Source organism: Blastocatellia bacterium (genome assembly GCA_025054955.1).
Classification (GTDB): domain Bacteria; phylum Acidobacteriota; class Blastocatellia; order HR10; family J050; genus JANWZE01.
Window position 1 is genome coordinate 25918 of record JANWZE010000036.1, and the last position, 21448, is coordinate 47365.

The 21448-nt window shown below is 55.2% G+C and carries 19 protein-coding genes and 1 pseudogene; 5 read left to right on the forward strand and 15 right to left on the reverse strand.

Features of this window, described 5'->3' with window-relative positions; genetic code table 11:
- Window positions 1-70: 70 nt before the first annotated feature.
- The 9 genes and pseudogenes from nuoH to NZ823_05090 form a co-directional block, all read right to left on the reverse strand.
- Window positions 71-1093 (reverse strand): annotated as a pseudogene (gene nuoH, locus NZ823_05050) (NADH-quinone oxidoreductase subunit NuoH).
- A 7-nt stretch (window positions 1094-1100) separates the two neighbouring features.
- Window positions 1101-2231 (reverse strand): NADH-quinone oxidoreductase subunit D, encoded by a 1131-nt coding sequence (locus NZ823_05055; protein MCS6804498.1) that lies wholly within the window; start codon window positions 2229-2231, stop codon window positions 1101-1103.
- A complete protein-coding gene (locus NZ823_05060) occupies window positions 2231-2872 on the reverse strand; it encodes an NADH-quinone oxidoreductase subunit C (protein MCS6804499.1) in 642 nt (213 codons plus the stop codon). The genes NZ823_05055 and NZ823_05060 overlap by 1 nt, the downstream gene beginning before the upstream one ends.
- A gap of 1011 nt (window positions 2873-3883) precedes the next feature.
- Complete coding sequence (locus tag NZ823_05065; protein MCS6804500.1) at window positions 3884-4774, reverse strand: hypothetical protein; 891 nt, start codon at window positions 4772-4774, stop codon at window positions 3884-3886.
- A 15-nt stretch (window positions 4775-4789) separates the two neighbouring features.
- Complete coding sequence (locus NZ823_05070; protein MCS6804501.1) at window positions 4790-6508, reverse strand: NFACT family protein; 1719 nt, start codon at window positions 6506-6508, stop codon at window positions 4790-4792.
- A 15-nt stretch (window positions 6509-6523) separates the two neighbouring features.
- Entirely contained in the window at window positions 6524-7795 is a 1272-nt protein-coding gene (locus NZ823_05075) for an RDD family protein (GenBank protein MCS6804502.1), read from the reverse strand.
- 296 nt (window positions 7796-8091) lie between these two features.
- Window positions 8092-9144 carry a deoxyhypusine synthase family protein gene (locus NZ823_05080; protein ID MCS6804503.1) on the reverse strand — a complete coding sequence of 351 codons (1053 nt, stop codon included), beginning with the start codon at window positions 9142-9144 and terminating at the stop codon, window positions 8092-8094.
- Between the two features lie 5 nt (window positions 9145-9149).
- The gene (gene speA, locus NZ823_05085) at window positions 9150-11051 is read right to left on the reverse strand and encodes a biosynthetic arginine decarboxylase (GenBank protein MCS6804504.1); all 1902 of its coding nucleotides are present in this window, start codon (window positions 11049-11051) and stop codon (window positions 9150-9152) included.
- Between the two features lie 192 nt (window positions 11052-11243).
- Entirely contained in the window at window positions 11244-11969 is a 726-nt protein-coding gene (locus NZ823_05090) for a M48 family peptidase (protein ID MCS6804505.1), read from the reverse strand.
- A 23-nt stretch (window positions 11970-11992) separates the two neighbouring features.
- On the opposite strand from NZ823_05090, the gene NZ823_05095 reads away from it, so the two are divergent.
- Window positions 11993-12283, forward strand: a complete 291-nt coding sequence (locus NZ823_05095; GenBank protein ID MCS6804506.1) for a hypothetical protein — start codon at window positions 11993-11995, stop codon at window positions 12281-12283.
- A gap of 51 nt (window positions 12284-12334) precedes the next feature.
- Here NZ823_05095 and murJ read toward each other — a convergent pair whose 3' ends face one another.
- From murJ to NZ823_05110, 3 genes are all read right to left on the reverse strand, one after another.
- Window positions 12335-14023 (reverse strand): murein biosynthesis integral membrane protein MurJ, encoded by a 1689-nt coding sequence (gene murJ / locus NZ823_05100; protein ID MCS6804507.1) that lies wholly within the window; start codon window positions 14021-14023, stop codon window positions 12335-12337.
- Window positions 14024-14029: 6 nt separating this feature from the next.
- Window positions 14030-14515: a ribose 5-phosphate isomerase B gene (gene rpiB / locus NZ823_05105; protein ID MCS6804508.1), complete on the reverse strand. Its 486-nt coding sequence runs from the start codon at window positions 14513-14515 to the stop codon at window positions 14030-14032.
- A 119-nt stretch (window positions 14516-14634) separates the two neighbouring features.
- A complete protein-coding gene (locus NZ823_05110) occupies window positions 14635-15936 on the reverse strand; it encodes an HD domain-containing protein (protein ID MCS6804509.1) in 1302 nt (433 codons plus the stop codon).
- 150 nt (window positions 15937-16086) lie between these two features.
- On the opposite strand from NZ823_05110, the gene NZ823_05115 reads away from it, so the two are divergent.
- Window positions 16087-16425: a hypothetical protein gene (locus tag NZ823_05115; protein MCS6804510.1), complete on the forward strand. Its 339-nt coding sequence runs from the start codon at window positions 16087-16089 to the stop codon at window positions 16423-16425.
- A 176-nt stretch (window positions 16426-16601) separates the two neighbouring features.
- On the opposite strand, the gene NZ823_05120 is transcribed toward NZ823_05115, so the two are convergent.
- Complete coding sequence (locus NZ823_05120) at window positions 16602-17600, reverse strand: nitrilase (GenBank protein MCS6804511.1); 999 nt, start codon at window positions 17598-17600, stop codon at window positions 16602-16604.
- Window positions 17601-18024: 424 nt separating this feature from the next.
- Here NZ823_05120 and NZ823_05125 point away from each other — a divergent pair, with 424 nt between their 5' ends.
- On the forward strand, window positions 18025-19053 hold the full coding sequence (locus tag NZ823_05125; protein ID MCS6804512.1) for a zinc-binding dehydrogenase: 1029 nt from the start codon (window positions 18025-18027) through the stop codon (window positions 19051-19053).
- Window positions 19054-19209: 156 nt separating this feature from the next.
- Window positions 19210-19590, forward strand: coding sequence for a rhodanese-like domain-containing protein (locus tag NZ823_05130; GenBank protein ID MCS6804513.1), 381 nt, complete (start codon window positions 19210-19212; stop codon window positions 19588-19590).
- Here NZ823_05130 and NZ823_05135 read toward each other — a convergent pair.
- Complete coding sequence (locus tag NZ823_05135; GenBank protein ID MCS6804514.1) at window positions 19560-19973, reverse strand: hypothetical protein; 414 nt, start codon at window positions 19971-19973, stop codon at window positions 19560-19562. The two genes, NZ823_05130 and NZ823_05135, sit on opposite strands and share 31 nt — an antisense overlap.
- A 55-nt stretch (window positions 19974-20028) precedes the next feature.
- Window positions 20029-20271 (reverse strand): RNA chaperone Hfq, encoded by a 243-nt coding sequence (locus tag NZ823_05140; GenBank protein MCS6804515.1) that lies wholly within the window; start codon window positions 20269-20271, stop codon window positions 20029-20031.
- A gap of 193 nt (window positions 20272-20464) precedes the next feature.
- On the opposite strand from NZ823_05140, the gene NZ823_05145 reads away from it, so the two are divergent.
- Window positions 20465-21169 carry a hypothetical protein gene (locus NZ823_05145; GenBank protein MCS6804516.1) on the forward strand — a complete coding sequence of 235 codons (705 nt, stop codon included), beginning with the start codon at window positions 20465-20467 and terminating at the stop codon, window positions 21167-21169.
- Window positions 21170-21448 lie beyond the last annotated feature (279 nt).

Here is a 21448-nt window from a genome sequence, read left to right on the forward strand (position 1 = left end):
TTGGCCATACGGTTATCAATCGTTCGCCCAGCGTCGTGGAAACCGTCCGTGCAAAGCCGAGGTGCTGGCCGATGACCAGCAGCACGCCTGTCACCACGATGTTCAACAGCATCGCCGGAATCATCCACTTCCATCCTAAGTCCATCAGTTGGTCATAGCGATACCGCGGCAGCGTCCATCTGACCCACATGAACACGTAGAGAAAGAAGAGAACTTTGGCAGCGAATACCATCGTGCTGAGCAAGGTGAACAACGATGGACTAACCGATTCCAACCGACCCAGAAACGGCGCATGCCAGCCGCCCAAAAAGACCGTCACCGCAATGGCCGAAGAAACAACCATGTTGGTGTACTCAGCGACGAAAAACAATCCCCAACGAAACCCGCTATATTCGGTATGAAAGCCAGCCACTAGTTCGGCTTCAGCTTCCGGCAGGTCGAACGGCGCGCGATTCGTTTCGGCCAGCATCGCTACGACGAAGATGATAAACGCGACCGGTTGGTAGAGCACGTACCAGATGTGATCGAAACGTTGCGCTTCAATCATGCCGGTCATGGAGAGCGTTTTGCCAAACATCAGCGGGCCGATCAATGCCAACCCAATGGCGACTTCATAACTGACCATCTGCGCCGACGAACGCAGCGCCCCCAGCAGCGGATACTTGCTGTTAGACGCCCAGCCGCCCAGGATAATGCCCAACACACCGACTGATGAAACGGACAAGATAAACAGCAGCCCGATGTTGATGTCGGTGATCGTCGCGCGACCTGGCCCGAACGGGACCACCGCCAGAACAACCAGCGCGCAAACCAATGACAGCAATGGAGCCATCTTGAAGATCGTCTGGTCGCCGCGCGCCGGTACCAGGTCTTCCTTCAACAGCAACTTGATGCCGTCAGCCAACGGTTGCAACAAGCCCCACGGGCCGACGCGCATCGGACCCAATCGCGCTTGCATGAACGCGCTCACTTTCCGTTCCGCGTAGGTCAGATATGCCGCCAGCGTCAGAATCACGAAGATCACCACCACCATGACCAGCAGCGGCTGCCAGACATACTGCACGACAATCGGGTTGTTGAGCAATTGTTCCATCAAGCCCTCACCGGTCAACTTCACCCAGAACAATATCAATCGAACCAATCAGCGCAATCACGTCGGCGACCAGATGGCCAATCGAGAGTTTTTTCAGCGCTTGCAGATTGATGAGCGACGGCGGACGGATGCGGAGTCGTTCGGGAAATGTCGTCCCATTACTGACAATGTAGACGCCCAGTTCGCCTTTGGGCGATTCAATCGAATGATACACTTCGCCCACTGGCGGTTTGATCACTTTGGGCACTTTGCCCAGTATCGGCCCATCAGGCAGCCGCTCGACGGCTTGCAGAATGATGTGGCGACTTTGCTTCATCTCCTCCATCCGCACCAGGTAGCGATCGTAGGTGTCGCCGTTTTCCCCGACCGGCACTTCCCAATCCAGTTGGTCATAGACTTCGTAAGGGAATGCCTTGCGAATATCCCACTTGACGCCGGAGCCGCGCAGCGTCGGCCCGGTGACCCCAAGGTCTTTGGCATCTTCAGCAGTGAGCACGCCGATGCCAACGGTGCGCCCCAACCAGATGCGATTCTCGTTCAGAATCGTCTCGTATTCAGCCACCCGCTCAGGAAAGACGCGACAGAACGCTTTGACTTCCTCTTCAAAGCCGGGGTAGGTGTCGTAAAAGAGCCCGCCGATGCGCAGCGCATTGGTAGTCAGCCGCGCGCCGAAGTAATTCTCGAAGATGTTCAGGATTTGCTCGCGTTCACGGAACGCATAGAGGAAGATGGTGACCGCGCCAATATCCATCGCATGGGTCCCCAACCAGAGCAAGTGACTGGCGATGCGCTGCAGTTCGGTCAGGATGACGCGCACATATTTGGCGCGTGGCGTGACTTCGATATTGGCCAGCTTTTCGACCGCTTCGATATAAGCCAGATTGTTGGAGACGCCGGCCACGTAATCCAGCCGATCAAAATATGGCTCGATGTGGGTGTATGGGCGATTTTCGCAAATTTTCTCCACACCGCGATGCAGATACCCAATATCACAGTCCAGGTCCACGACCGTTTCGCCATCCAGCTTCAAGATAACGCGCAGCACGCCGTGTGTGGCCGGATGTTGCGGTCCCATGTTGAGCACCATCTCGCGGGCGCCCATCAAACGTTCAGGTGTGGCGACCTCTGGTTTGTGCATTACTCGAATTTCCCCGTGTATTCTCCGTCAGGACGAAACGGTATCATCTGCAGGTGCTCTGCCGTCCAACGATTGTATTGGAACAGTAAGGGGTATTCCTTGCGCAATGGATGACCCTCCCAATCAGGAGGCAGCAGCAGCCGTCGCAAGTCCGGATGATTCTCAAACTGTATTCCGAACATGTCATAGACTTCCCGCTCCAGCCAATTGGCCGTGCTCCAGACGTGCGAGACACTGGGAACGGACTGGCCATCGGCCAGATCAACTTTCAGTCGCCAGCGCACATTGCGCGGGAATGAGTATAGATGATAGATCGTCTGAAACGGCTTTTCGGCATCGGGCAAATGCCGTCCTGTAACGTCGGTCAGGAAGTCAAACTGTGCATCTGGATCATCCCGAAGGAAGCGGCATACATGAGCCAGCTCGTCGCGCGAGATGTACAACGTCGGCATGTCGAGCTGAACAGCTTGCAGCACGGCATGAGGGAAGCGTTGACGCAGCTTCTCGACCAACGGGTCGTCGGTAATATCCGGCGGCGGAGCCGGAGCCGCTGCCTTCTTCTCAGGCGTTGCCCGGGGCGGTGGCGTCGGCTTTGCTGCTGGTGTTGCTTGATCGGTATCTTTTTTTACCTCTTCACTCATAGCAGGTTATATGATTGAACGCCGTTGCAACGAGGGGGCTTTTTACCATACGCACATAGGGTTGTCAACATGCGCTCATCGCGCACCGCGCCGGTCATTGCCTCTTGGCAAGCAGTTGCAGAGAAGCAATTTCCTAAAGCTTGTTTTCGTTGCCTCTGGGATGAGTGAGCCGCGGCAATGAGACGCCCGCGCCAGCTCACAGCGCCTGTTCAAAACGCGCGGATTCGAGGATGATGCTCAAGCCTCACATCAGATACCAATAGTCCGGCAAAACGCCGTGTTTGATGAAGCGATATGGAGAGCAAACGTCCAAAGCAGTAGTCTACGAGCTTGCGTGGCCATTTGGTATTACTTCGTCATGCTACGCTCGTTTCTGCTGAGCCGCGTCAGCGGCCGGCAAGTTCCGGAGGGTGCGCCTTCCTGGCGCTTTCTGTGGTGGCTTTGCATCTAGAGGCCGCGTCAGCGGCCGGCAAGAAGGTAGCCAGCCGTGAAACGTCTGGGACAGCAGAGCAAGCCAGAACGGCGCGTTGGAGACGTGCACGAGACGCGCGCGTTCGCAGCCACGGGTTGGACAGCATGAACGAGCTAATGGGAAAGCGCGTGGCGTTCCATCAGGGCGCGAAGGATTGTGGAATGACGGCCATCGAGGGCGTTTCACGTCTGGCTACCCGCTGGTGGGCGGCTCCCGCCGCCGCACTGCTCCGAGCACGCTCGGTTTGAAACACTACACGTCAGCAGGCTGTCACACAACGACGCTCCCACAAAGAACCCGGTCTTTCCCTCCGCATTTGGTTGACTACATGCTCCAGGCCCCTCTGCGACCGCCTATAGGATTTTGTCTGTGAGGTCAGTTCGACCAGGATGATGTTACCGGCGAGATCAATGGTTCGCGCTCTTTGCCGCTTCAGAAGGAAACCAATGCGCGGACTCTTCGTGTACTGAAGGGGAACCAGTGGATGGAATCGCTGAAGGCTTTTGTTGATGATGGATGAGCAAGCGTGCCGGCGCCGGTCATACAGGCACCCAGAGCAGCGCGCGACGAATAACTTTAATGTCGGTCGGTTGCAGCCGCACGGGGTATTCGTGACAGTCATTGACTTTGGCATGGTACTCAGCGTGAATCGCGTGCAGGTCCTGCATGAAATCTTGTTCGATGTGGCGTAATTCTTCTTGGAGATTCTTCAATTCATCGGGAATTTCAAGAATGTCGGCGGTGTCCAGCAACGGTGTTGTCGGCGCTTGCGGGTGGCTCATGATGGCTGCCTCCATACGATTTTCCAGCAGGCTGATCATCCGTCGTCGCACGACCTCTAACTCGTCGCTCACGTCCTGGGCGTAGTCGCCTTGTAGGGACAGTTCGCGCAACTGCTCAAGTCGGAATTTGAGTCGTTGCGCTAACATTTTTAATTGCGGTTGCATTTGCGTCAGCACTTCGTCAGCAACGCGGTTGAGGAATTCCTGCCGGTCTTCTCCGAGCTTGGAGTACCATTGAAGGCTGGGATTATGATAGAGCGTTAAATTGGCTTGACGAATCAAGTAGCTCATCAAGTCAGATTGGGCTTGATCCATGCGTCGTTTGGTCAGTCGGACTTTGCCGGGGTAGGGGCAGATACTTGAACGCGGCTCCCATTCCAGGCGATCGGGCGAGATTTCAGGGACTGCCGGCTCGCTCCAGTCTATGACGAGATCTTCGCCCCCGTCAGGGAGCCAGGCTGAGTAGTATGCCTCTTTGGCATGGATCAGTTCAGCCCGGATGTCGCGGAACTCGATCTGACATTCAAACATCAATGCTGGACGATACCGCAAAAGGTGCGGCAATTCAGCTTGAGCCTGATCAGCCGGCGCCAGCCAAAGATGGAGTTCGCCGCGAGCTGATCGCTTTTTCTCTTGCTGCTTGAGCATACTGACCCTTCCGCATCATATATCCACGCGCGTGGCTTGCACGCGCGGTTCAACGGTGATTGATTTGACATTGACGAGCCGCACCCGGCCTGGGGCTGCGCCCGGTATCTTGTGAACGTGTTTTCGCTCCGTATAGTGAACGACCACGGCTGTCGAACCTCGCGCCTGACTGTAAAACGCCGCCAGTTGCGCGGCTTCGATCAACGATTGAAACGGGACCGAGACGCCTTTTTTGCAGCGCAACACGACGTGCGAACCAGGATAATCAGCCGCATGTAACCAGATGTCATGCGGCCGGGCGATCTGAAATGTCAATCGCTGGTTGGCTTCAGCCGTTCGGCCCACCAGGATGTGGTGTTGTTCGGAGGAGAGAAATTGTGCGACGCCTGGAATCTTCTTGAACAACGGGCGGCCACCCAGTGACGCGGGCAACGCTGAAGCAGGACCAAGCAGCTCGTCTGCGTATGACGACAAGGCTTCCAGCGTAGTGGCTGACTGCACGGCTTGATCGAGCGTTGAGAGCTTCAATAGTTCTTGTTCGAGTTGACCGATCTGTTGCTCAAGTGAGTCGGCCTTGCGTTTCTGTTTTCGATAAATTTCAAAATAATCGGTGGCCGTTTGCTGAATAGAGGCGCGCGGCTGGGCTGGAATTTCGACGCTGGGTTGGTCAGGGGCGTAATAATCGGTCACCACGAAGCCCCGCTCACTGCGCGTGGCATGATGAACGTGAGCCAGAAGCAATTCGCCCCACTGCCGGTACTGTTCGTAGTTGCCTAATCGCTCCCTCTCCTGTTTCATGCGTTCCAGCCGTTTCTCGACTTTCTTTCGTTTTTGAAATATCGCTGTAGCCAGCGTTCGTCGCCGTTCCTGAATGAGCCGGCTGGCACTGACCAACTCCTCATAGATTTCAACCGCTTCCAACATAGTGGCAAATGGCGTGACCGTCAAGCCCGCCTGTTCAGAGAGCCAGTGAAGTTGGATAGGAGCAACAATAAGCTCGCGCTCCCACTGAAGCGTCGCTGGTTGAACCAGTGCTAAGGCGGTCGGCGCATACAGGCACGGTTGTGGGTGGTTCGACAGTTGATCCAGTACTTCGCTGAATGCCTGATAAGCCGTGCTGTGACGCGCGCGCCAAACCACTTCCTCGGCCAGTCGCGGGCCGAACCCTTTGATATGTTGGATCAGCGCTTGACGCAATGAGCCTGTTGATTCGCAAAGCGTGTTCAGCTCGGTTTCCGTTACCCGCCACGGGTCCAATTTGCCCGGTTGCTGCGGCAGCACATACTCCATAGCCAGCTCGGATGAAGCAGGCGATCTGGTTTTGAATCGCCCGATGATCCGATCATCAGCGTTCAACAGGTAGAGGTTGGCTCGCCGGTCAATCAGCTCGATGACGAGCGAATATTGGTCAACCACATCTTGATCCGCTTGCCTGCTGAGACGCAGACGAACGATGCGATCATACTCAGCCTGTTCGATACCGCCCAAACGGCATCCAACAAGATGCTTGCGCAGCAGCAACAGCAGTGGAGTGACATGCTCGGTAGCCGATTTTTTTGTGCGTCGCAACAGCCAGAGCGCAGGGTGGCGATCATCAACTGAAACGACTAACGCGCCGGACCTGAACTTCAATAAAAATTGGTTCGACCCAGTTGCTTGAACCCGTTCTAACCTGGCGTGGCCTAAGGCAGCTCGCAGCTCTTGCACCAGTAGGCTCAGGCTGAAGCTGTCCATAATGGGCGAACGCCGTCAAGGTCGGCAGTGATGATAGAGCCAAGGCGCCTGTACGGCTGGAAGCTCTTCATACGTTTGATGCACTGTGGTACGCGAAGCCATGTCTGAGAAGCTCCGTCCCCGTGTGTCGAACCTGGGCGATAAGAAGCTAAGGCCATAGCCGATTGGCGCGACCATAAGCGCACAGGCGCGGCGGATCGCTTGGCCGAATGACGGTTGATTCAAACTTACGGCATCAACCGCGATGATCCCCACCTTATGCATCCCGATGGTTTGCCCCATCGCCATGAGCATGAGGCTCATGTAGAGAAAGTAGAGGATGAGGGCAATCAGCGCATGAATGCACAACACACGAATGTCGGAGAAATTGGCCCGACTGAATTCCGACATGGCAAGAAAGGGCACATTCGCCATAACCATCACACCAAGGTCAATCAACCCGGCAGCGACGCGCTGCGACATATTGGCTTGTTGAAGCGGAAACTCACCGGCATGAGTGGTGTTGGCCGAAGCCGGCGTCCTGGCTTGCCTCTCAGGTGAGTGGTTTGAGTTGAGTATGTGTTCATCTTCACGTGAGTCCAAGGTGGCCAGACTGTCATCAGTGAAGCGGCAACGGGCCTGCTGATCCATACGTTCAATCCAGCTTTCGATGCTTGTCTCTGTTTGGTGCCCGTCGAGTTCAGCTTGAGTAGCCAATGTCTCAAGTACATCTTCGGTAGGACCGGGTTGGGCGGCCATAGCAACTGCCTTGCAGTCTGAGGTGGGGTTGGTCGCGCTCGGTTTTTTCTGAGCGAGTTCAGTAGCCGCCTGAGCCGTCGCAGATGGCTTTCCGTCTTGGGGTGAGCCGGTCGTCAAGGAGGCAGTTGAGTTACCCATTGAGCAATCAGCATTCGCTGAGGCACGCCCCGGACGCAGCTCAGCATCCGGCAACGTTGGTGAATCGTTGCTCAGGTGATGCTGGACATGCTGCGCAAACCGTCTGTGCACGGCTGCGATGGCCGGATGCACCGCCTTACCTTGCGACGTCTCAAGCAGGAGAGGCGGGTAAGCCGGATGTTCAGCCGCTTGGTGAAGTGCCGTCAGGAGTTTTCGACGCGCCCGAATCGCGTTGATTCGTTCCTGTAATTCAACTTTCCACGCTGGTGGCGAAGCCGGCTCCAGATTTTGAGCCACCGAGGCTGCAACGGGGAAAGGAATCAGGACGGGATGGGGTGCAATACGACCACAACCTTTACACATTCGACTATCCGCATGATCCACGTATCCGCATGTTCCGCATTTCATCATTCGCCTGTGCTCCTTACAATGTGTTGATGGTTGTAATGACGGCGCTATGGTAACAGAAAACATCAATCAGATCAATACTTTTTTAACATGTGCTTAAGAAAATACTCGAATAGCATTAAAACCTGTGAATGACTGAGGATATTTTTGACTCAAGCCCGAATGGGAACCGGGCTTGGTCCTAATTATCTGTGTTATTTCAACTGGCTGATGAGGCTCAGCCGGTGAGAGAGGCCGCTAATAAGTGACTTTCAGTTCGCCCGTGTCGCGTTGCTATGTCGCGCATATAAGAGAGGCGGCTAATAGGTGACTTTCAGTTCGCGAGTGATGTTAAAGTTGGGCCGACGGCGATTTTTCGCCTCTTTGGTGGCGCTTTGAGCGAGAGCCGTTACCAGGATAGGCATGGCAATCGTTCCATCACAAAAGACGGTGACTTTCTGGGCGTTTTTGGCGACCTTGCCCCAGCTTTGTGATTCCTCCAGGGTCAGCTCGGCTGACGAACCAAAGTGAGGCGGTTCAGTGACAATTTGAACGGCATACTGGTGCCCGCGAGCGGTGAGTTTGAGCATGTTAGCCGTAGCGTAAGCTTGCTCCAGGAAATCTTTGGGCGAACCGCCACCGAAGCAGACCAAACCCGTCTTAGGCGACTTGGCCGCCAGGTAGGCAACTTCTTCAACGTCTTGCACGATGTCAAAGGTCAGCTCACGCTTACGTTCGACACGGCTCATCGCCAAGCCTGTGCCCATGGCTGAATCTGCGATGCTCGGACAGTAGACCGGTATCTTGGATTTATAAGCCGCCGTCAAGACGCCGTCTTCGGCAGCAATTTCCGACAGCTCGCGCCCTAGCAGGTAGAGGAACTCCCGAGTCGAGTAGGGACGAGAGACATCCAGTTGGGCGACGAAGTTGGCGATCCATTCATGCGCCTCGCGGAATTCGATGTCGCTGCCTAAGGTGTCGTAGGTGCGGTCTACGAGGGCATCACGCAATTCAGCGTCATTCAAATCGGGGCTGCCAATGTAATGGTAGCGTCCGAGTGTTTCGTGCAAGTCGTGGAACAAATTGCCGCCGGTGACAACCAATAGATCAATGAAACGATTTTTGATCAGATAGACCACCAACCGCCGCATGCCTGCTGGAATGAGTAGACCGGACATGCCCATCATGATCAGAGCGCCGTCAGCCAACATGCGCTTCCAGATATGGCGCGCCAGCGCCAGGTTGCGACCTTGATAAGAAATACCTTCCATCTTGTCCAACACACCAGCCACGCTGCGGTCGCGATCAATCTGAAGCGGGCGGGTCGGTGTTGTGAGGAATTTGGAACTTTTCGTTTTTCTTATCACCATCATAGCGGTTATTCCAGATAGGTGTAGTTATGATAGCATTGCTCGTAAAAATTGATCATCTGAGCGCGGGCCTGCTCGCTGAGTTGAAACCGCTTGGTGGCCAGTGCCAGGTTGCGACGGAAGCCATCTTGCAAACTCGGCTTGTCGAATCTGACCAGTTCGAGAACGGACCCAATGTGATGTCCGGGGATGACTTTGTGAACATGGAAGGTGCCTTGCTGATCAATCACGATGTTCGCCTCGTTCACGATACCAAACAGGTTATGGAAACTCCCCATCGCCTCCTGGTAAGCCCCGACCAGCAAGATCGCCAGGTAGTATGGATCGCGGTTGAACGGGTGGACTTCAAGCACTTCTTTCACGTCGCGTAGGTCAACGAACTTGTCAATGATGCCATCCGAATCGCAGGTCAAGTCCACCAGCGTGGCAAACTCCGATGCCGATTCCAGCAACCGATGAATCGGCATGATCGGAAATAAATAATCCAGTCCCCACGCGTCGGGAACCGAGCGAAAGACTGAGAAATTACACAGGTACTTCGCGGCCAACAGTTTCTTCAAGTCTTCCAGCTCTTCGGGAAAGAACTTGGTCTCGCGGGCGAATTTCTCGACCTTTTCCAATAACTGCCAAAATAGGACTTCGCCTTTGGCGCGATCTTCCAGATCAATGTAGCCAAGGTTGAAGAGGGTGAACAGCTCGTCCTTGTGTTCGAGGGCGTCGTGATAGTATTCGAGATAGTTCTTGGCGTTGATATTGTTGCGCAGATCGCGCAGCTCGATCACCACCTGTGGATCATCTTCGTCCACGTCGGGCAGAGCAATTTCGTCAATGACCGTTTCAATTTCATCCTGCACGTTCATGACGATCATGGCGTGATGAGCTGTCAAGATGCGTCCTGATTCACTGATCAAGGTTGGCTCAGGAACGTTCTCATCCTCGCAGATGCTGGCGACGGTATAGATGACATCATTGGCGAATTCCTGCATGGTGTAGTTGGCGCTGGCTTCATACGAGGTTTTGCTACCATCGTAATCAACGGCCATGCCGCCGCCCAAGTCCAGATATTCGATATCCACGTCCAGCTTTCGCACTTTGGCATAGACGCGCGCGGCTTCCTTGACGGCGTTCTTGACCCGTTTAATGTCGGTCATTTGCGATCCCAGATGACAGTGCAAGAGCTTCAGCTCGTCCAGTCGGTTGACTTCTCGCAATCGCCGAATGACTTCGAGCATCTCCGTGGCGGTGAGCCCGAATTTCGCCGTTTCGCCGCCCGATTTCTCCCAACGTCCGCTGCCGCGCGAATAGAGTTTGAGCCGCGCGCCAAGCATCGGCCGGGGCGTGACGTTTTCAGAGAGCCGCAGAAACGTCATCAATTCATTGAGCTTCTCGATGACTACGATGACCCGCTTGCCCAACGAGCTGCCCAAAATGGCCAGGTTGATGAAGGCTTCGTCTTTGAAGCCATTGCAGATGAGCAATGAGTCCGGCGTTTGTTCAAGCGATAAAGCAGCATATAGTTCCGCTTTGCTTCCCGCCTCCAATCCAAAATCATATCGTCGGCCTTCTTGCAAGAAGGCTTCGATGACTTCTCGTCGGGAATTGACCTTCATCGGATAGACGGCCATGTGAGCGCCTTTGTAGCCGAATTCCTGACTTGCGCTTTTGAATGAGTTGTGTAGCGCGCGGACCTGGCTGGCCACGATTTGTGGGAATCGTAGCAAGATGGGAAACTTGAGCTTGTAATCACGGATCAGTTTATCAACGATCTCTTTGATGTCTGCTGTGGCCGAGTCATTCAGTGTCGGTCGAACAATCAGATTGCCTTGTTTGTTAATCCCGAAATAACCTGCGCCCCAATTTTCTACTCCATAAGTTTGTAAAGCTTGTTCCAGGGAAGTCGCTTTGGTCAATTCTGTGACTCCTACGCTTGTTTTAGACTCAGTTTAATGCTGCACAAATGTAGCAGATTGAAACCCATCCTGTCAAAAACTTCTTTTGATAGGATTACTCGTTGAAAATAGAGGGATTGAATGGTTGAGCATGGGCTCAAGTTTGCCTTGGAACGAGCCACTTATGAGGACTTTGACGAGCCGTGTTCGCGTTTATTTGTTTGGACGACGACAACGACGTGAAGCGATTCGTTCCACCCATTGTTGAGCTTGCTCATAGTATCTGAACCGCCGCTCGTCCTGCTGAAACTCTGGCGTATGGTTGTAGCAACGGTTCCCCTTATAGCGTGGGGCGTGTTTCAGATGAAGCATTTCATGGAACATGATGTATTCATAGAAGAATTCCGGAATGCGAGCGTCGTCCAGCAAACGGCTGATCACCAGCGTGCGGTGGATACGATCTAAATAGCCGAGAATGCGCACCGAGCGGCGGGCGCTCCATGTTAGTCGCGGCATTTTCAATGAGCCACCGAAGTACTGCTTATTGAGTTTGTGAAATGTCTTCTCCAGGTCGCGCACGCGCCCGCGCGGCCCGACAAACTGCTTGTGTCCGCGTTGGCGGTGAATTCGTTCAATCGCGCGCCGGATGGGCGGAGATGTTGTATAAGTTTGGTAGACAAGTTCTGATTGGGGATTCGGCGGTTTGTTGAACAGCTTAGCGACCAGAATATCGGCCAGCGCGCGGTGCACCGAGCGGGGTGCATTGTCAAGTAGGTCGGAGAGCTTGACCGTGGCTTTTCCATCCTTGACCTGAATGTAACTATTGAGGCTCGCAAATGGATAAAATCCAATTTCAATATGCGGCGGTGTACGGCGGTGGCCGATGTGTTGAAACGCCTCAGCAAAAATTTTTTGTAATTCACTATGACTCAGTCCCATGATTGTTACCGATTAGGTCAAGGGTGGCTGATGGTAGCTCAGCATCCTCATTCGATGCAAGCGGGATTCGGACAGGTGAAAACGGCCAGGACGGCGAGCAGGCAGCTCACCTGGACTGCCGGAAGCAGGTCATCGAAGGCGTCAGCGTTGATCTATGGCAACGGCGCACCATAGCCCCCCACGTCCCCGCGCGGTGCAGCTCATGGAAGGCGTCGGCGTTGATCTATGGCAACGGCCATCGCAACGGCCTCATCGGCGTGCTGTGTTATCAGCAGGATCATTGTTTGGCGTTCTTGAGCCGGCGCGCACGATGATATTATTTCGATCGGTTCATGAGTCTTTTGCCGGCGTCAAACAAAGGGGCTCTAGCAGACGTCGCTTGGTGGTGGCAGGGCGCTGCTTGGCTGGCGTCTGCCGGCGCGTTGCCAGAAGGCGCTCCATGCCATGTTCAACTCACCGACATGGAGCAGCCGACACGCCAGGATAAAAATCAGAACGCCGACACTTATCGGCATGAAGACATTGATCAGTTGAACCCACAGTCCGCCGTATCCCCACCGTCCGACAAGCCAGTGATAGCTCCACCAACACGCCACAGACATCACAACCGAAGCTGCTGAAATCTTGATGAGTGAGCGCAAAATCGCGCGGCCTTCGATGCGTTGTAGCCGCCGGCGCATCAGCAGAAATAGAGCGAGGAAATTGGTCAGCGCCACGAGCGACGTGGAGAGCGCCAGCCCACGATGGCCGAGCCGCGTCACCAGCAACGAGTTCAGGAGATAATTGGTGAGAATCGAAGCCAAGCTGATCATCATCGGCGTGCGAGCGTCATTGAGGGCAACGAATGCCGGCGCTAGAACGCGAATGGCAGCATAGCCAGCCAGTCCCACGGCATAGAAAGCCAGCGCGCCTGCGGTTTGATGGGTGTCGAATGTGGAGAATTTCCCTTGCTCATAGATCAAACGGATGATCGGCTCGCCCAGAATGATCAAGCCGCAGGCCGAAGGAATGCAGAGAAAGAAGACAAGGCCCAATGCTGAGGCCAGCGTCTGGCGGAACTCCTGTTGATCGTGGCGTGCTGCCGCGCGGGCGATGTTAGGCAGAGCGGCTGTGCCGATGGCAACGCCAAATAGCCCAATGGGTAGATACATCAATCGAAACGCATAGTTGAGCCAGGAGACGGCTCCTTCCATAGGCGAAGCGAAATTGTTGTTGACCAGCACGTTGATCTGAACCGCCGAGGCGCCGATGATGGCCGGGCCCATCAAGCTCATGACGTGGCGCACGCCAGCATCGGAAAAACTGATGATCGGCTGATAGCGAAATCCAACTCGATAGAGCGATGGCACCTGCACCAGAAATTGCAGCGCGCCGCCAATGAGCGTGCCCAGTGCCATGCCGACCATCGCTTGTGGCCCGAATGTTGGATCGAGCCAGTAGGCAAGCGTCAGTCCGGCTAGAATCGAACCAATGTTGAAGAAGGTGGAGGCCGACGCCGGGATAGCGAACCGATCCTTAGTGTTGAGAATGCCCATAGCGACAGCGGCCATCGCCACCAGAATGATGAAGGGATACATGATGCGAGTCAGGTGAGTGGTCAGTTCGACTTTGCCGGGGAAGGCGGCAAATCCGGGCGCAATCAGATGGACCAACTGCGGAGCAAGCCAGATGCCGATCAGGGTGATGAACGATAGGATGACGATCAGGCCGTTCAAAACAAGGTTGGCCAGTCGCCAGGCGGCTGCCTCGTTCTTAGTGGTCAGATATTGAGAAAACGTGGTGACGAATGCGTGACTCAAGGCGCCTTCGGCGAACAGGTCGCGGAGCATGTTGGGAATGCGAAACGCTGTTTGGAAAGCGTCGTATGCGCGACTGGCGCCAAAGAAGTAGGCAAAAACCTGTTCGCGGACCAATCCCATCACGCGGCTTCCCAACACCGCCAGGCTGACAATACCGGCTGAGCGCGTCACGTGATGCTGAATGGTGGTTGCCTCAGGGGTGGCCTTCAGGCGCGATGTGGGCGAGTTGGCGACGGGGTCTGAAGGACTGCTCATGTCATGTTAAGTCCGGCCGAGGAATTTTCGTTCAATCTCCATGATTTTTTCCACCCGGCGGCGGTGTCGTTCGGCTCCAACTTCGGTAGAGAGCCAGACAGTCACGATCTGACGCATGGCTTCCAGCGAAATGGTATTCGCGCCCAGCGTCAACACATTGGCGTCGTTATGTTCACGACTATTGCGGGCCGTATAGACGTCATGACAGCAAGCGGCTCGCACGCCCGGCACTTTATTGGCCGCCATACACGAGCCGATGCCGGCGCCATCAATCACAATGCCTCGCCAGCAACGCCGGCTGGATATGGCTTCGGCAACTTTGTAGGCGAAATCAGGATAATCTACCGGCTGTGTGTCGTGTGTGCCGAAATCGTGAACGGTGTAACCCAGTTCGGTCAACAGCTCTATCACCGCTTGTTTCATCGTGAACCCGCCATGATCGGCGGCCACTGCGACAACGCGGCCAGCCGACCCTGGCTGTTGATAGCAAATTTCTATCTGTTTGCTCGTGGCCAGATCGCGCGCTGCCGGTGTCACGATGGCATCCGCAGGAACATGGAGGCGGCTGCCGGCAGCCACGTGCATCAGATCGCGCTCGGTCAGCACCTGTTTCATCGTGACGATGCCTCGGCCATAGGAAATTGCTGAATCAGAGCGGTGATAGCGTCGGCGACCTGTTCGGGGAAACAGAGCCGGTTTATCTGAAACGGCTGCATGCCGGCCACGACCGGCGACACCGAGGCAATCTCGTGAAGCTGGCCGTGATCGCCAGCAATGTAGATGCCTGATTCAGGGCTTGCCTGCTGCGGCGAGTAAGGACCCCAGTAGGGAATGTCGGAAGCGCGGTCCTCGCCCAGATAGTAACGAGGATCAAATCCAGCGGCGCTGACCAGTCGCTCAGCCTGTTCCATGAATTCGGGCTTCAGATCATCAGGTATCTTGAGGTCAATTGATTTGAGCAGTCGCCGATGCAAAAACCGGTTGGCTAAATCGCTGAGAATCGCGTCGGGTTCGCGCGTCCATTGTTTGATGTAGAACATCATGTCGTGATCGTCCAGTTGCAGGTATTCATCGGTGGTGAGCGGTTGCTGTCCGAGTAGTTTTCCCATCGCTGTGCCGGGAAGCTTAAACCGCAGTTGGTCATCGGCGCTCAATTCCATCGCGCGTTGAAAGATGCTCTTGAGCACGACGCGGGTTGTGCGCAACGCGCGATGGAAGTAGACCTGCCGGAACATGTAGTAACGTGCCTGCAGATATTCTTCGACAGCGTACAAGCCTTTAGACGACACGAACAAGAAATCGTGCACAGGGTCGAGTTCGAGCGCGTGGACGATCCACTCCATGTCATAGACGCCGTATTTGGCGCCCGTCATCAAGCTGTCCCGGAGCAGGTAATCGAATCGGTCAACGTCCAGTTGACTGGAGACAAGTTGGTTGATGAATTTGGGCTGGTATCGGTGCTCAATCACAGCGACGATCTGAGCCGGCAGCTCGGCGTCAGCCTCAACCAGCACCTGGTGCAGCGTCGTGGTCGGGTCCATGATGATCCGGACAGACCAGTCCTCGTGGCGATAACCGAGCAACGATTCGATCACGTGAGAGAACGGGCCGTGGCCAATGTCGTGTAACAAAGCGGCGCAACAGCCAGCGCGTCTGTGCTGCTGGTCAATGTGATGTTTTTGGCCGAGTCGTGTCAGAATACGACGCATCAGGTGCATGACGCCAAGACTGTGAACGAAGCGGCTGTGTTCAGCCCCTTGATAGACGTAGAGCGCCAATCCCAATTGTCGGATGCGACGGAGCCGTTGAAATTCCGGCGTGTCAATCAAGGCGATCAGCAGCCGATCCAATTCGTTGTCTTGGTCAAGCGCGATGATGTTGTGTACCGGGTCTCGGTAAATTCGTTCGGCCATGATCGTGGGGGTTCATTATAGCCGGTTGCATGGGAAGCGCCAATCCGCCTGCTCGCTGCTTGCCAAGACCACAATGGAATCCCGACAGTCGCTTCAGTTGAACCAGAAGCGTCAATCCGCTTGGTCTTCGCTTATGCTATAATCACGGCCATGTCGGGCAGAGCAGAACAACTCGACCTGAAACTTGACCGCGTTCCTGGTTCGCCGCTCATGGATGACGCAGAGTTGCGTCGGAGGACGGAGCTGGGCATCGGTGAGTATCTGCATCGCGGACGTCGCACGTGGCCAGATATGCCGATCGCTCGCATCTTGCGGGCGTTGCAGCGGCAAGGGATTCCTGCTGAACTCGCGCCTAAGGGGCTCGAACTGATCGGCGCACACGTTTATCGCATTCCCGAATATGTGGCCAAGTTTAATTATAAGGTGACGTTCCCACAGGCCGTGCTTGAGCGCTGCCGTCAGGTTTACCAACAAGCGAAACAGGAATGAGAAGTAGGGCTGCCATCGGCACACCTCGTGGATGGGGTTGCAGGTGATCGGCTCAGAGGGTTTGATGTCTGCGGCCTCGTCTGGGGGCGTTGCTGTCAGAAGTTGCTGGTGGTAGATTGCCGCACTTCAGAACCTCGCGCGTTCAGTGTCGAGTTAGTCATGCACACGTTATGACGCTAGCCGTTGTCGCATTTGGCCTGCTCGATCAGTGCAACGTTGCGTTCATACGAAGGCACTGTCTCACCCTGCGGCACAGGCGGCGGATACCGATGCGAGCGATAGACCGGATAAGCTTCGGTTCGCAGATGAGCCAGCATGTGATGACCGAGTCGCGTGCGTCGTTCATGTCGCAATGCCGATAGATCAATCGTTGCCACAACAATCCGCTCACCTGGTCCGGGAGACGCTTGCGCCAAGATGCGTCCGTCGAAATCCACCACCATGCTGCCGCCCGGCCACGAATACGGCGGGTAATGTTTCAAACTCGCGCCTTGATTGGCCGCTACCACGTAGGCGATGTTTTCGATCGCTCGGCAGCGATTGACGATCGTCCACCAATCCATCGGTTCGGTCGCGCCCCACGGGTCCATGTAGGCAGAGACCCGCAGCAGAACCTCAGCGCCATTGGCAGCCAATTGTCGGATTGCTTCGGGAAACAGCCAGTCATAACAAATGGCGCACCCAAGCCTGCCAATTGGCGTGTCAGCCACAGGGAAGAGAGGCTCATCGTAATTGTCCAGATCATGGGGACTGGTGTGCACCTCATAGGGAATCCACGTATTGACTTTGCGGTATTTGTAGCAAATTCCTTCCGGGCCGATCAAACACGTTGTGTTAAACACATGCCCCGGCCAACGCGGATCGGCTTCCAACATTGTGCCACTTTGAATGTAGAGATTGTGCTCTCGCGCCTTCCGCACCAGCCGGTCTGTATGCTCGTTTGGGATCGGCACAGCAAGTTTGTCAAGCAATTCCTTGACCGTAGGAAACACCGGCGCAGCGTGCGCGAATTCTGGAAAGACAACCAACCGAACCGGCATAAAGGGCGCCGCTCCGGCCACTGCCGAATCAATCATGGACAGCATCCGCTCGGTGTTCGCCCGCATCTGGCTACGGTCAAGCGGGTTGGCAAAGTCAGTTTGACAAACGGCTACGGCGTATCGAATGTGTTCCATGGTGTACTCCCTTCCGGTGGTTCTTGATGCAATTTTGCCTCGACCGAGGCCAGCATTGACCGCGCAGCGTCGAGGAAAGCTAGCGTACTCTACAATGGATACACCCCGTTGACAACGGCACATCCATCGCTCACGCGTGTGCTGCGTCTTGTTTTTGCTTTTCACAGAGCAACCGGTGGTCGCCATGAGTGGCCTCTGATCACAAAAGATCATTCGTGCGTGTATGAGCAGCGGTCTATTCTGGGCTCTGGCGCAGGTTGTGTCTTGCTAGTTGCTGTGCTGCTCAGGCCTCGGTAAAATCCCCCCTCCATCCTTGGGATGGCAAAGTCAACATCAACGGGCATTGGGATACGCAGAAGAGCTGCCATCAATCCGCTCATACGCGGACCTGTGTGATCCCGATGACCCGGCTGAGGAGGCGATGATGAAAGCACTCGTGTTCTACGATCATGGGGACCTGGATGTGTTGAGGTATGAGGACGTCCCTACGCCCGAGCCGGCTGAAACAGAAGTATTGGTTAAGATCGAAGCTGCTGCGTTAAACCACCTGGACATTTGGGTGCGCCGCGGTTTGCCTGGATTGAAGTTACCTAAACCCCACATTGGCGGCGCCGATGGCGCTGGCGTAGTGGTCAAGCTGGGCGCGGGTGTCACCGGCATTGAGCTGGGCACGCGTGTCGCGATCAATCCTGGCCTCAATCCGGTTGAGGATGAGTTCACGCGGCGAGGCGAGCATCCGATGAGTCCGGCCTACGGCATATTGGGCGAGTCACGAGCCGGTACGCTGGCTGAATACGTGGTTGTACCGGCAAGCTCGCTGCTGCCCATGCCCGATGGAGCGACATTTGAAGAAACAGCCGCAGCGCAATTGGTCTTCTTGACAGCGTGGCGCATGCTGATCACGCGCGGTCAGTTGCGCGCCGGCGAGACCGTGTTGATCATTGGCGCTGGTGGCGGCGTGAATACGGCAGCCTTGCAAATTGCCAAACTGGCTGGCGCAGAAGTTATCGCGCTAACCAGCACGGAGCAGAAAATGGAGAAAGCGCGCCAGTGCGGCGCTGATCACGTGATCAATTACAAAACGGAGGACTGGGTCAAACGCGTTCAAGAGCTGACTCATCGTCGGGGCGTGGATGTGGTGGTGGATAACGTCGGGCGAGCCACCTGGCAGCAGAGCATTTTGGCGGCCCGGCGGGGTGGTCGAATCATCACCGTTGGCAATACCAGTGGCCCGCTGGTGGAAATGAACATGCGCTATGTCTTCTGGAAACAACTGACGATCCTCGGCTCGACGATGGGAACCCCAGAAGAGTTTCGTGAGGTGATGAACTTGGTCTGGAAGGGCCGTCTGCGACCGATCATTGATCGGGTCATGCCGCTGGCTGAGGGAAAGGAGGCGCAGGCCATCATGGAGCGGGGTGAGCAGTTCGGCAAGATCGTCTTGAAGCCGTGACAGGCTGATAGGCGAGCGTCACCAAGCGAATGGCTTAGGCGTTGACCCAATTCAACTGCACAACAAGGAAATCGCCCCTATGCTATGGCACGCCACGAACGATGAAAATGGAGCACGAGCAGGAATGCCTGTGCCACAGTCTTACAGGAGGATCGCATGAAGCATGCTGAAGGCTTTTTAGCGATTGTCAACGATGCTAAGACCCGCATTCGGGAAATATCACCGCAAGAAGTACTGGCCAAATGGCGCCATGGTGAGTCATTTCATTTCATTGATGTGCGCGAGGACCACGAGTGGAGTCGGGGTCACTGTCAGGGCGCTGTGCATCTGGGTCGCGGCATTATCGAGCGCGACATTGAAGCGAGAATCCCCGACCGTGACGCTCAGATTGTGGTCTATTGCGGCGGTGGCTACCGGTCGGCGCTGGTCGCCGATAACTTACAGAAGATGGGCTACCGGAATGTCTATTCGATGGCGGGCGGCATCCGGTTGTGGCAGGAGCTGGGCTATCCGATGGTTGTGCCGCCCGGCTCCTGATCAGGCGGCAGCAATTGCTCTAACGCTCGACGCAAGCCGACATATTCCTCCAAGAGTTTATTCAAGGTGATGATGAAAGGAATTTGTTTGGCAGCCGCCGCATCGGCGCGACGACGCAGCTTGCGTTTGGCCATTGGCGTCAAATTGGGTTGGTCGAGCGCCTGCATGACTTCGTAGTAGTTCTCGCCACGTGGATGCTGGTGATAGCAATAGGTGATGAAGGCCAACGTCAATCCGTCAATACAGTATCTGATTTGTTCGGGATCATCGAAGGAGATGGGCTGAAGCAGAAAGGAATCGTCCTCGACATTCGTCTGAATCGCAAATTGAAAGATGCGGTCTTGCAGTTGAGCGAGGTTCTGATCATGTTGCGTCTTAGTCATGTCTGACGTTTCGACTCCTCAGGTTCAAAGGCGCCTCTGCTGGAAGCTGATTGAGCTATGCCGCGGCCGGGTCTTCATAGAGATACTTGATGTCGTGGTAAAAAATGAAAAATCGAGACCCGTCAGAGCCGGTGATACGGATGAAACTTTTGTCATAGTATTGGATGTAACCACGCATCTCCTGATTGTTCGTCAGCTTCACTACGATCGGTGTTCTTTCTCGAGCCAGTTGGCTGATGTACTCAATCTGCTTGAACGTTTTCTCCGGCGGAGGCCCTTTTTTCTGAGATGATGGCATAACTTCACTCCACGGCTGGATTATATGGCCTGGCCTAAGATTGCACAATAGCCGTTGTCAGATTCACCTGCTTGCTGAACGCGCTCCCGGAGGGTGGCCCGTCTTGTTCATCGCACACCGATTCAGAGCGGCATCAAACCTTCCGGTTTCAACGCGCGTATGCTAAACTGCAACGCCTTTGATGAGGCACAGTATGAGGTTCGTTGTTATTCTCCTTGCCGTGAGTTGGACGCTGACCGCCAGCGTGCATGCGCAAGACCTGGCCGCGCAGGCCAAAGCCGAATTGGAATTAGCGCAGACTAACCACCTCTACATCACCACCGAGCTGGAGCAGATGGAGAGCCTGCTGAAAGAGGCACAAGCGCATCTGGACCGCCAACGCGATCTTTTTGAACGCGGATTGATTCCCCGGCAAAAGATGGAGCAGGCGGAGCGACTCGTCCGCGAGCGGCAAACATTGGTGGACCTGCTGAGTCAACAAAAGAAGCTCGCCGAGCAATCGGTCGCTTATGCAGAGGAGGCGGTGCGACTGGTCGAGCGACAACAGACCTTACAACGATCCACGCCAGTCTCATCTTCGATCAAGCGCGTCACCAAGAGTTACGGACGAGGCACGTGGAGCGCCACCGATTTTCAGGAGCTGGCACGCGCCTTCCGAGAAACCTTCGGTCGCCCTTTGCCGATCACCGCTCTGGGGCAAACACAAACCCACGATCGCCTTGGCTATAATCATCAACACCGCATGGATGTGGGCGTTCATCCAGATGGACCTGAAGGCCAGTGGATTATTCAGTACCTGGAAAAGCGTGGTATCCCCTACATTGCCTTTCGTAGCGGCGTCCCCGGTCATGCCACAGGCCCACATATTCATATAGGACTGCCATCGCCGCGATTTTAGCCACGTTGCTTCGTTCTCACGAGAGCAGTTTGTGAACGAGTTTATCGCGGGGGCGCACGCTTGCAACGTGCATGAGCCGGCAAGATGTGGGACCCTCAGCCCAAAGGCAATTGAAAATCGCTCCTCTGACAATAGCCCACGAAACACACGAATCTCACGAAAGAATTGTATTTTCATCGTTCGTGGCGGACGCGGAGCTCATGCGCGATTCCTGACTTTATCTTTGGAGTGCGCCGGCAGAGCGAAGCGGCGACGGCGCTTTTGGTTCCAATACTCCGC

Bases quoted from the DNA above. Each gene is read 5' to 3' on its own strand.
- NZ823_05055 (MCS6804498.1), bottom strand. From the start codon at position 2,231: ATGCACAAACCAGAGGTCGCCACACCTGAACGTTTGATGGGCGCCCGC.
- NZ823_05135 (MCS6804514.1), bottom strand. From the start codon at position 19,973: ATGACTAAGACGCAACATGATCAGAACCTCGCTCAACTGCAAGACCGC.
- NZ823_05120 (MCS6804511.1), bottom strand. From the start codon at position 17,600: ATGGAACACATTCGATACGCCGTAGCCGTTTGTCAAACTGACTTTGCC.
- NZ823_05065 (MCS6804500.1), bottom strand. From the start codon at position 4,774: ATGCTCAAGCAGCAAGAGAAAAAGCGATCAGCTCGCGGCGAACTCCAT.
- NZ823_05125 (MCS6804512.1), top strand. From the start codon at position 18,025: ATGAAAGCACTCGTGTTCTACGATCATGGGGACCTGGATGTGTTGAGG.
- NZ823_05130 (MCS6804513.1), top strand. From the start codon at position 19,210: ATGAAGCATGCTGAAGGCTTTTTAGCGATTGTCAACGATGCTAAGACC.
- NZ823_05110 (MCS6804509.1), bottom strand. From the start codon at position 15,936: ATGGCCGAACGAATTTACCGAGACCCGGTACACAACATCATCGCGCTT.
- NZ823_05145 (MCS6804516.1), top strand. From the start codon at position 20,465: ATGAGGTTCGTTGTTATTCTCCTTGCCGTGAGTTGGACGCTGACCGCC.
- NZ823_05070 (MCS6804501.1), bottom strand. From the start codon at position 6,508: ATGGACAGCTTCAGCCTGAGCCTACTGGTGCAAGAGCTGCGAGCTGCC.
- NZ823_05060 (MCS6804499.1), bottom strand. From the start codon at position 2,872: ATGAGTGAAGAGGTAAAAAAAGATACCGATCAAGCAACACCAGCAGCA.
- NZ823_05075 (MCS6804502.1), bottom strand. From the start codon at position 7,795: ATGATGAAATGCGGAACATGCGGATACGTGGATCATGCGGATAGTCGA.
- NZ823_05090 (MCS6804505.1), bottom strand. From the start codon at position 11,969: ATGGGACTGAGTCATAGTGAATTACAAAAAATTTTTGCTGAGGCGTTT.
- NZ823_05115 (MCS6804510.1), top strand. From the start codon at position 16,087: ATGTCGGGCAGAGCAGAACAACTCGACCTGAAACTTGACCGCGTTCCT.
- murJ (MCS6804507.1), bottom strand. From the start codon at position 14,023: ATGAGCAGTCCTTCAGACCCCGTCGCCAACTCGCCCACATCGCGCCTG.
- NZ823_05140 (MCS6804515.1), bottom strand. From the start codon at position 20,271: ATGCCATCATCTCAGAAAAAAGGGCCTCCGCCGGAGAAAACGTTCAAG.
- NZ823_05080 (MCS6804503.1), bottom strand. From the start codon at position 9,144: ATGATGGTGATAAGAAAAACGAAAAGTTCCAAATTCCTCACAACACCG.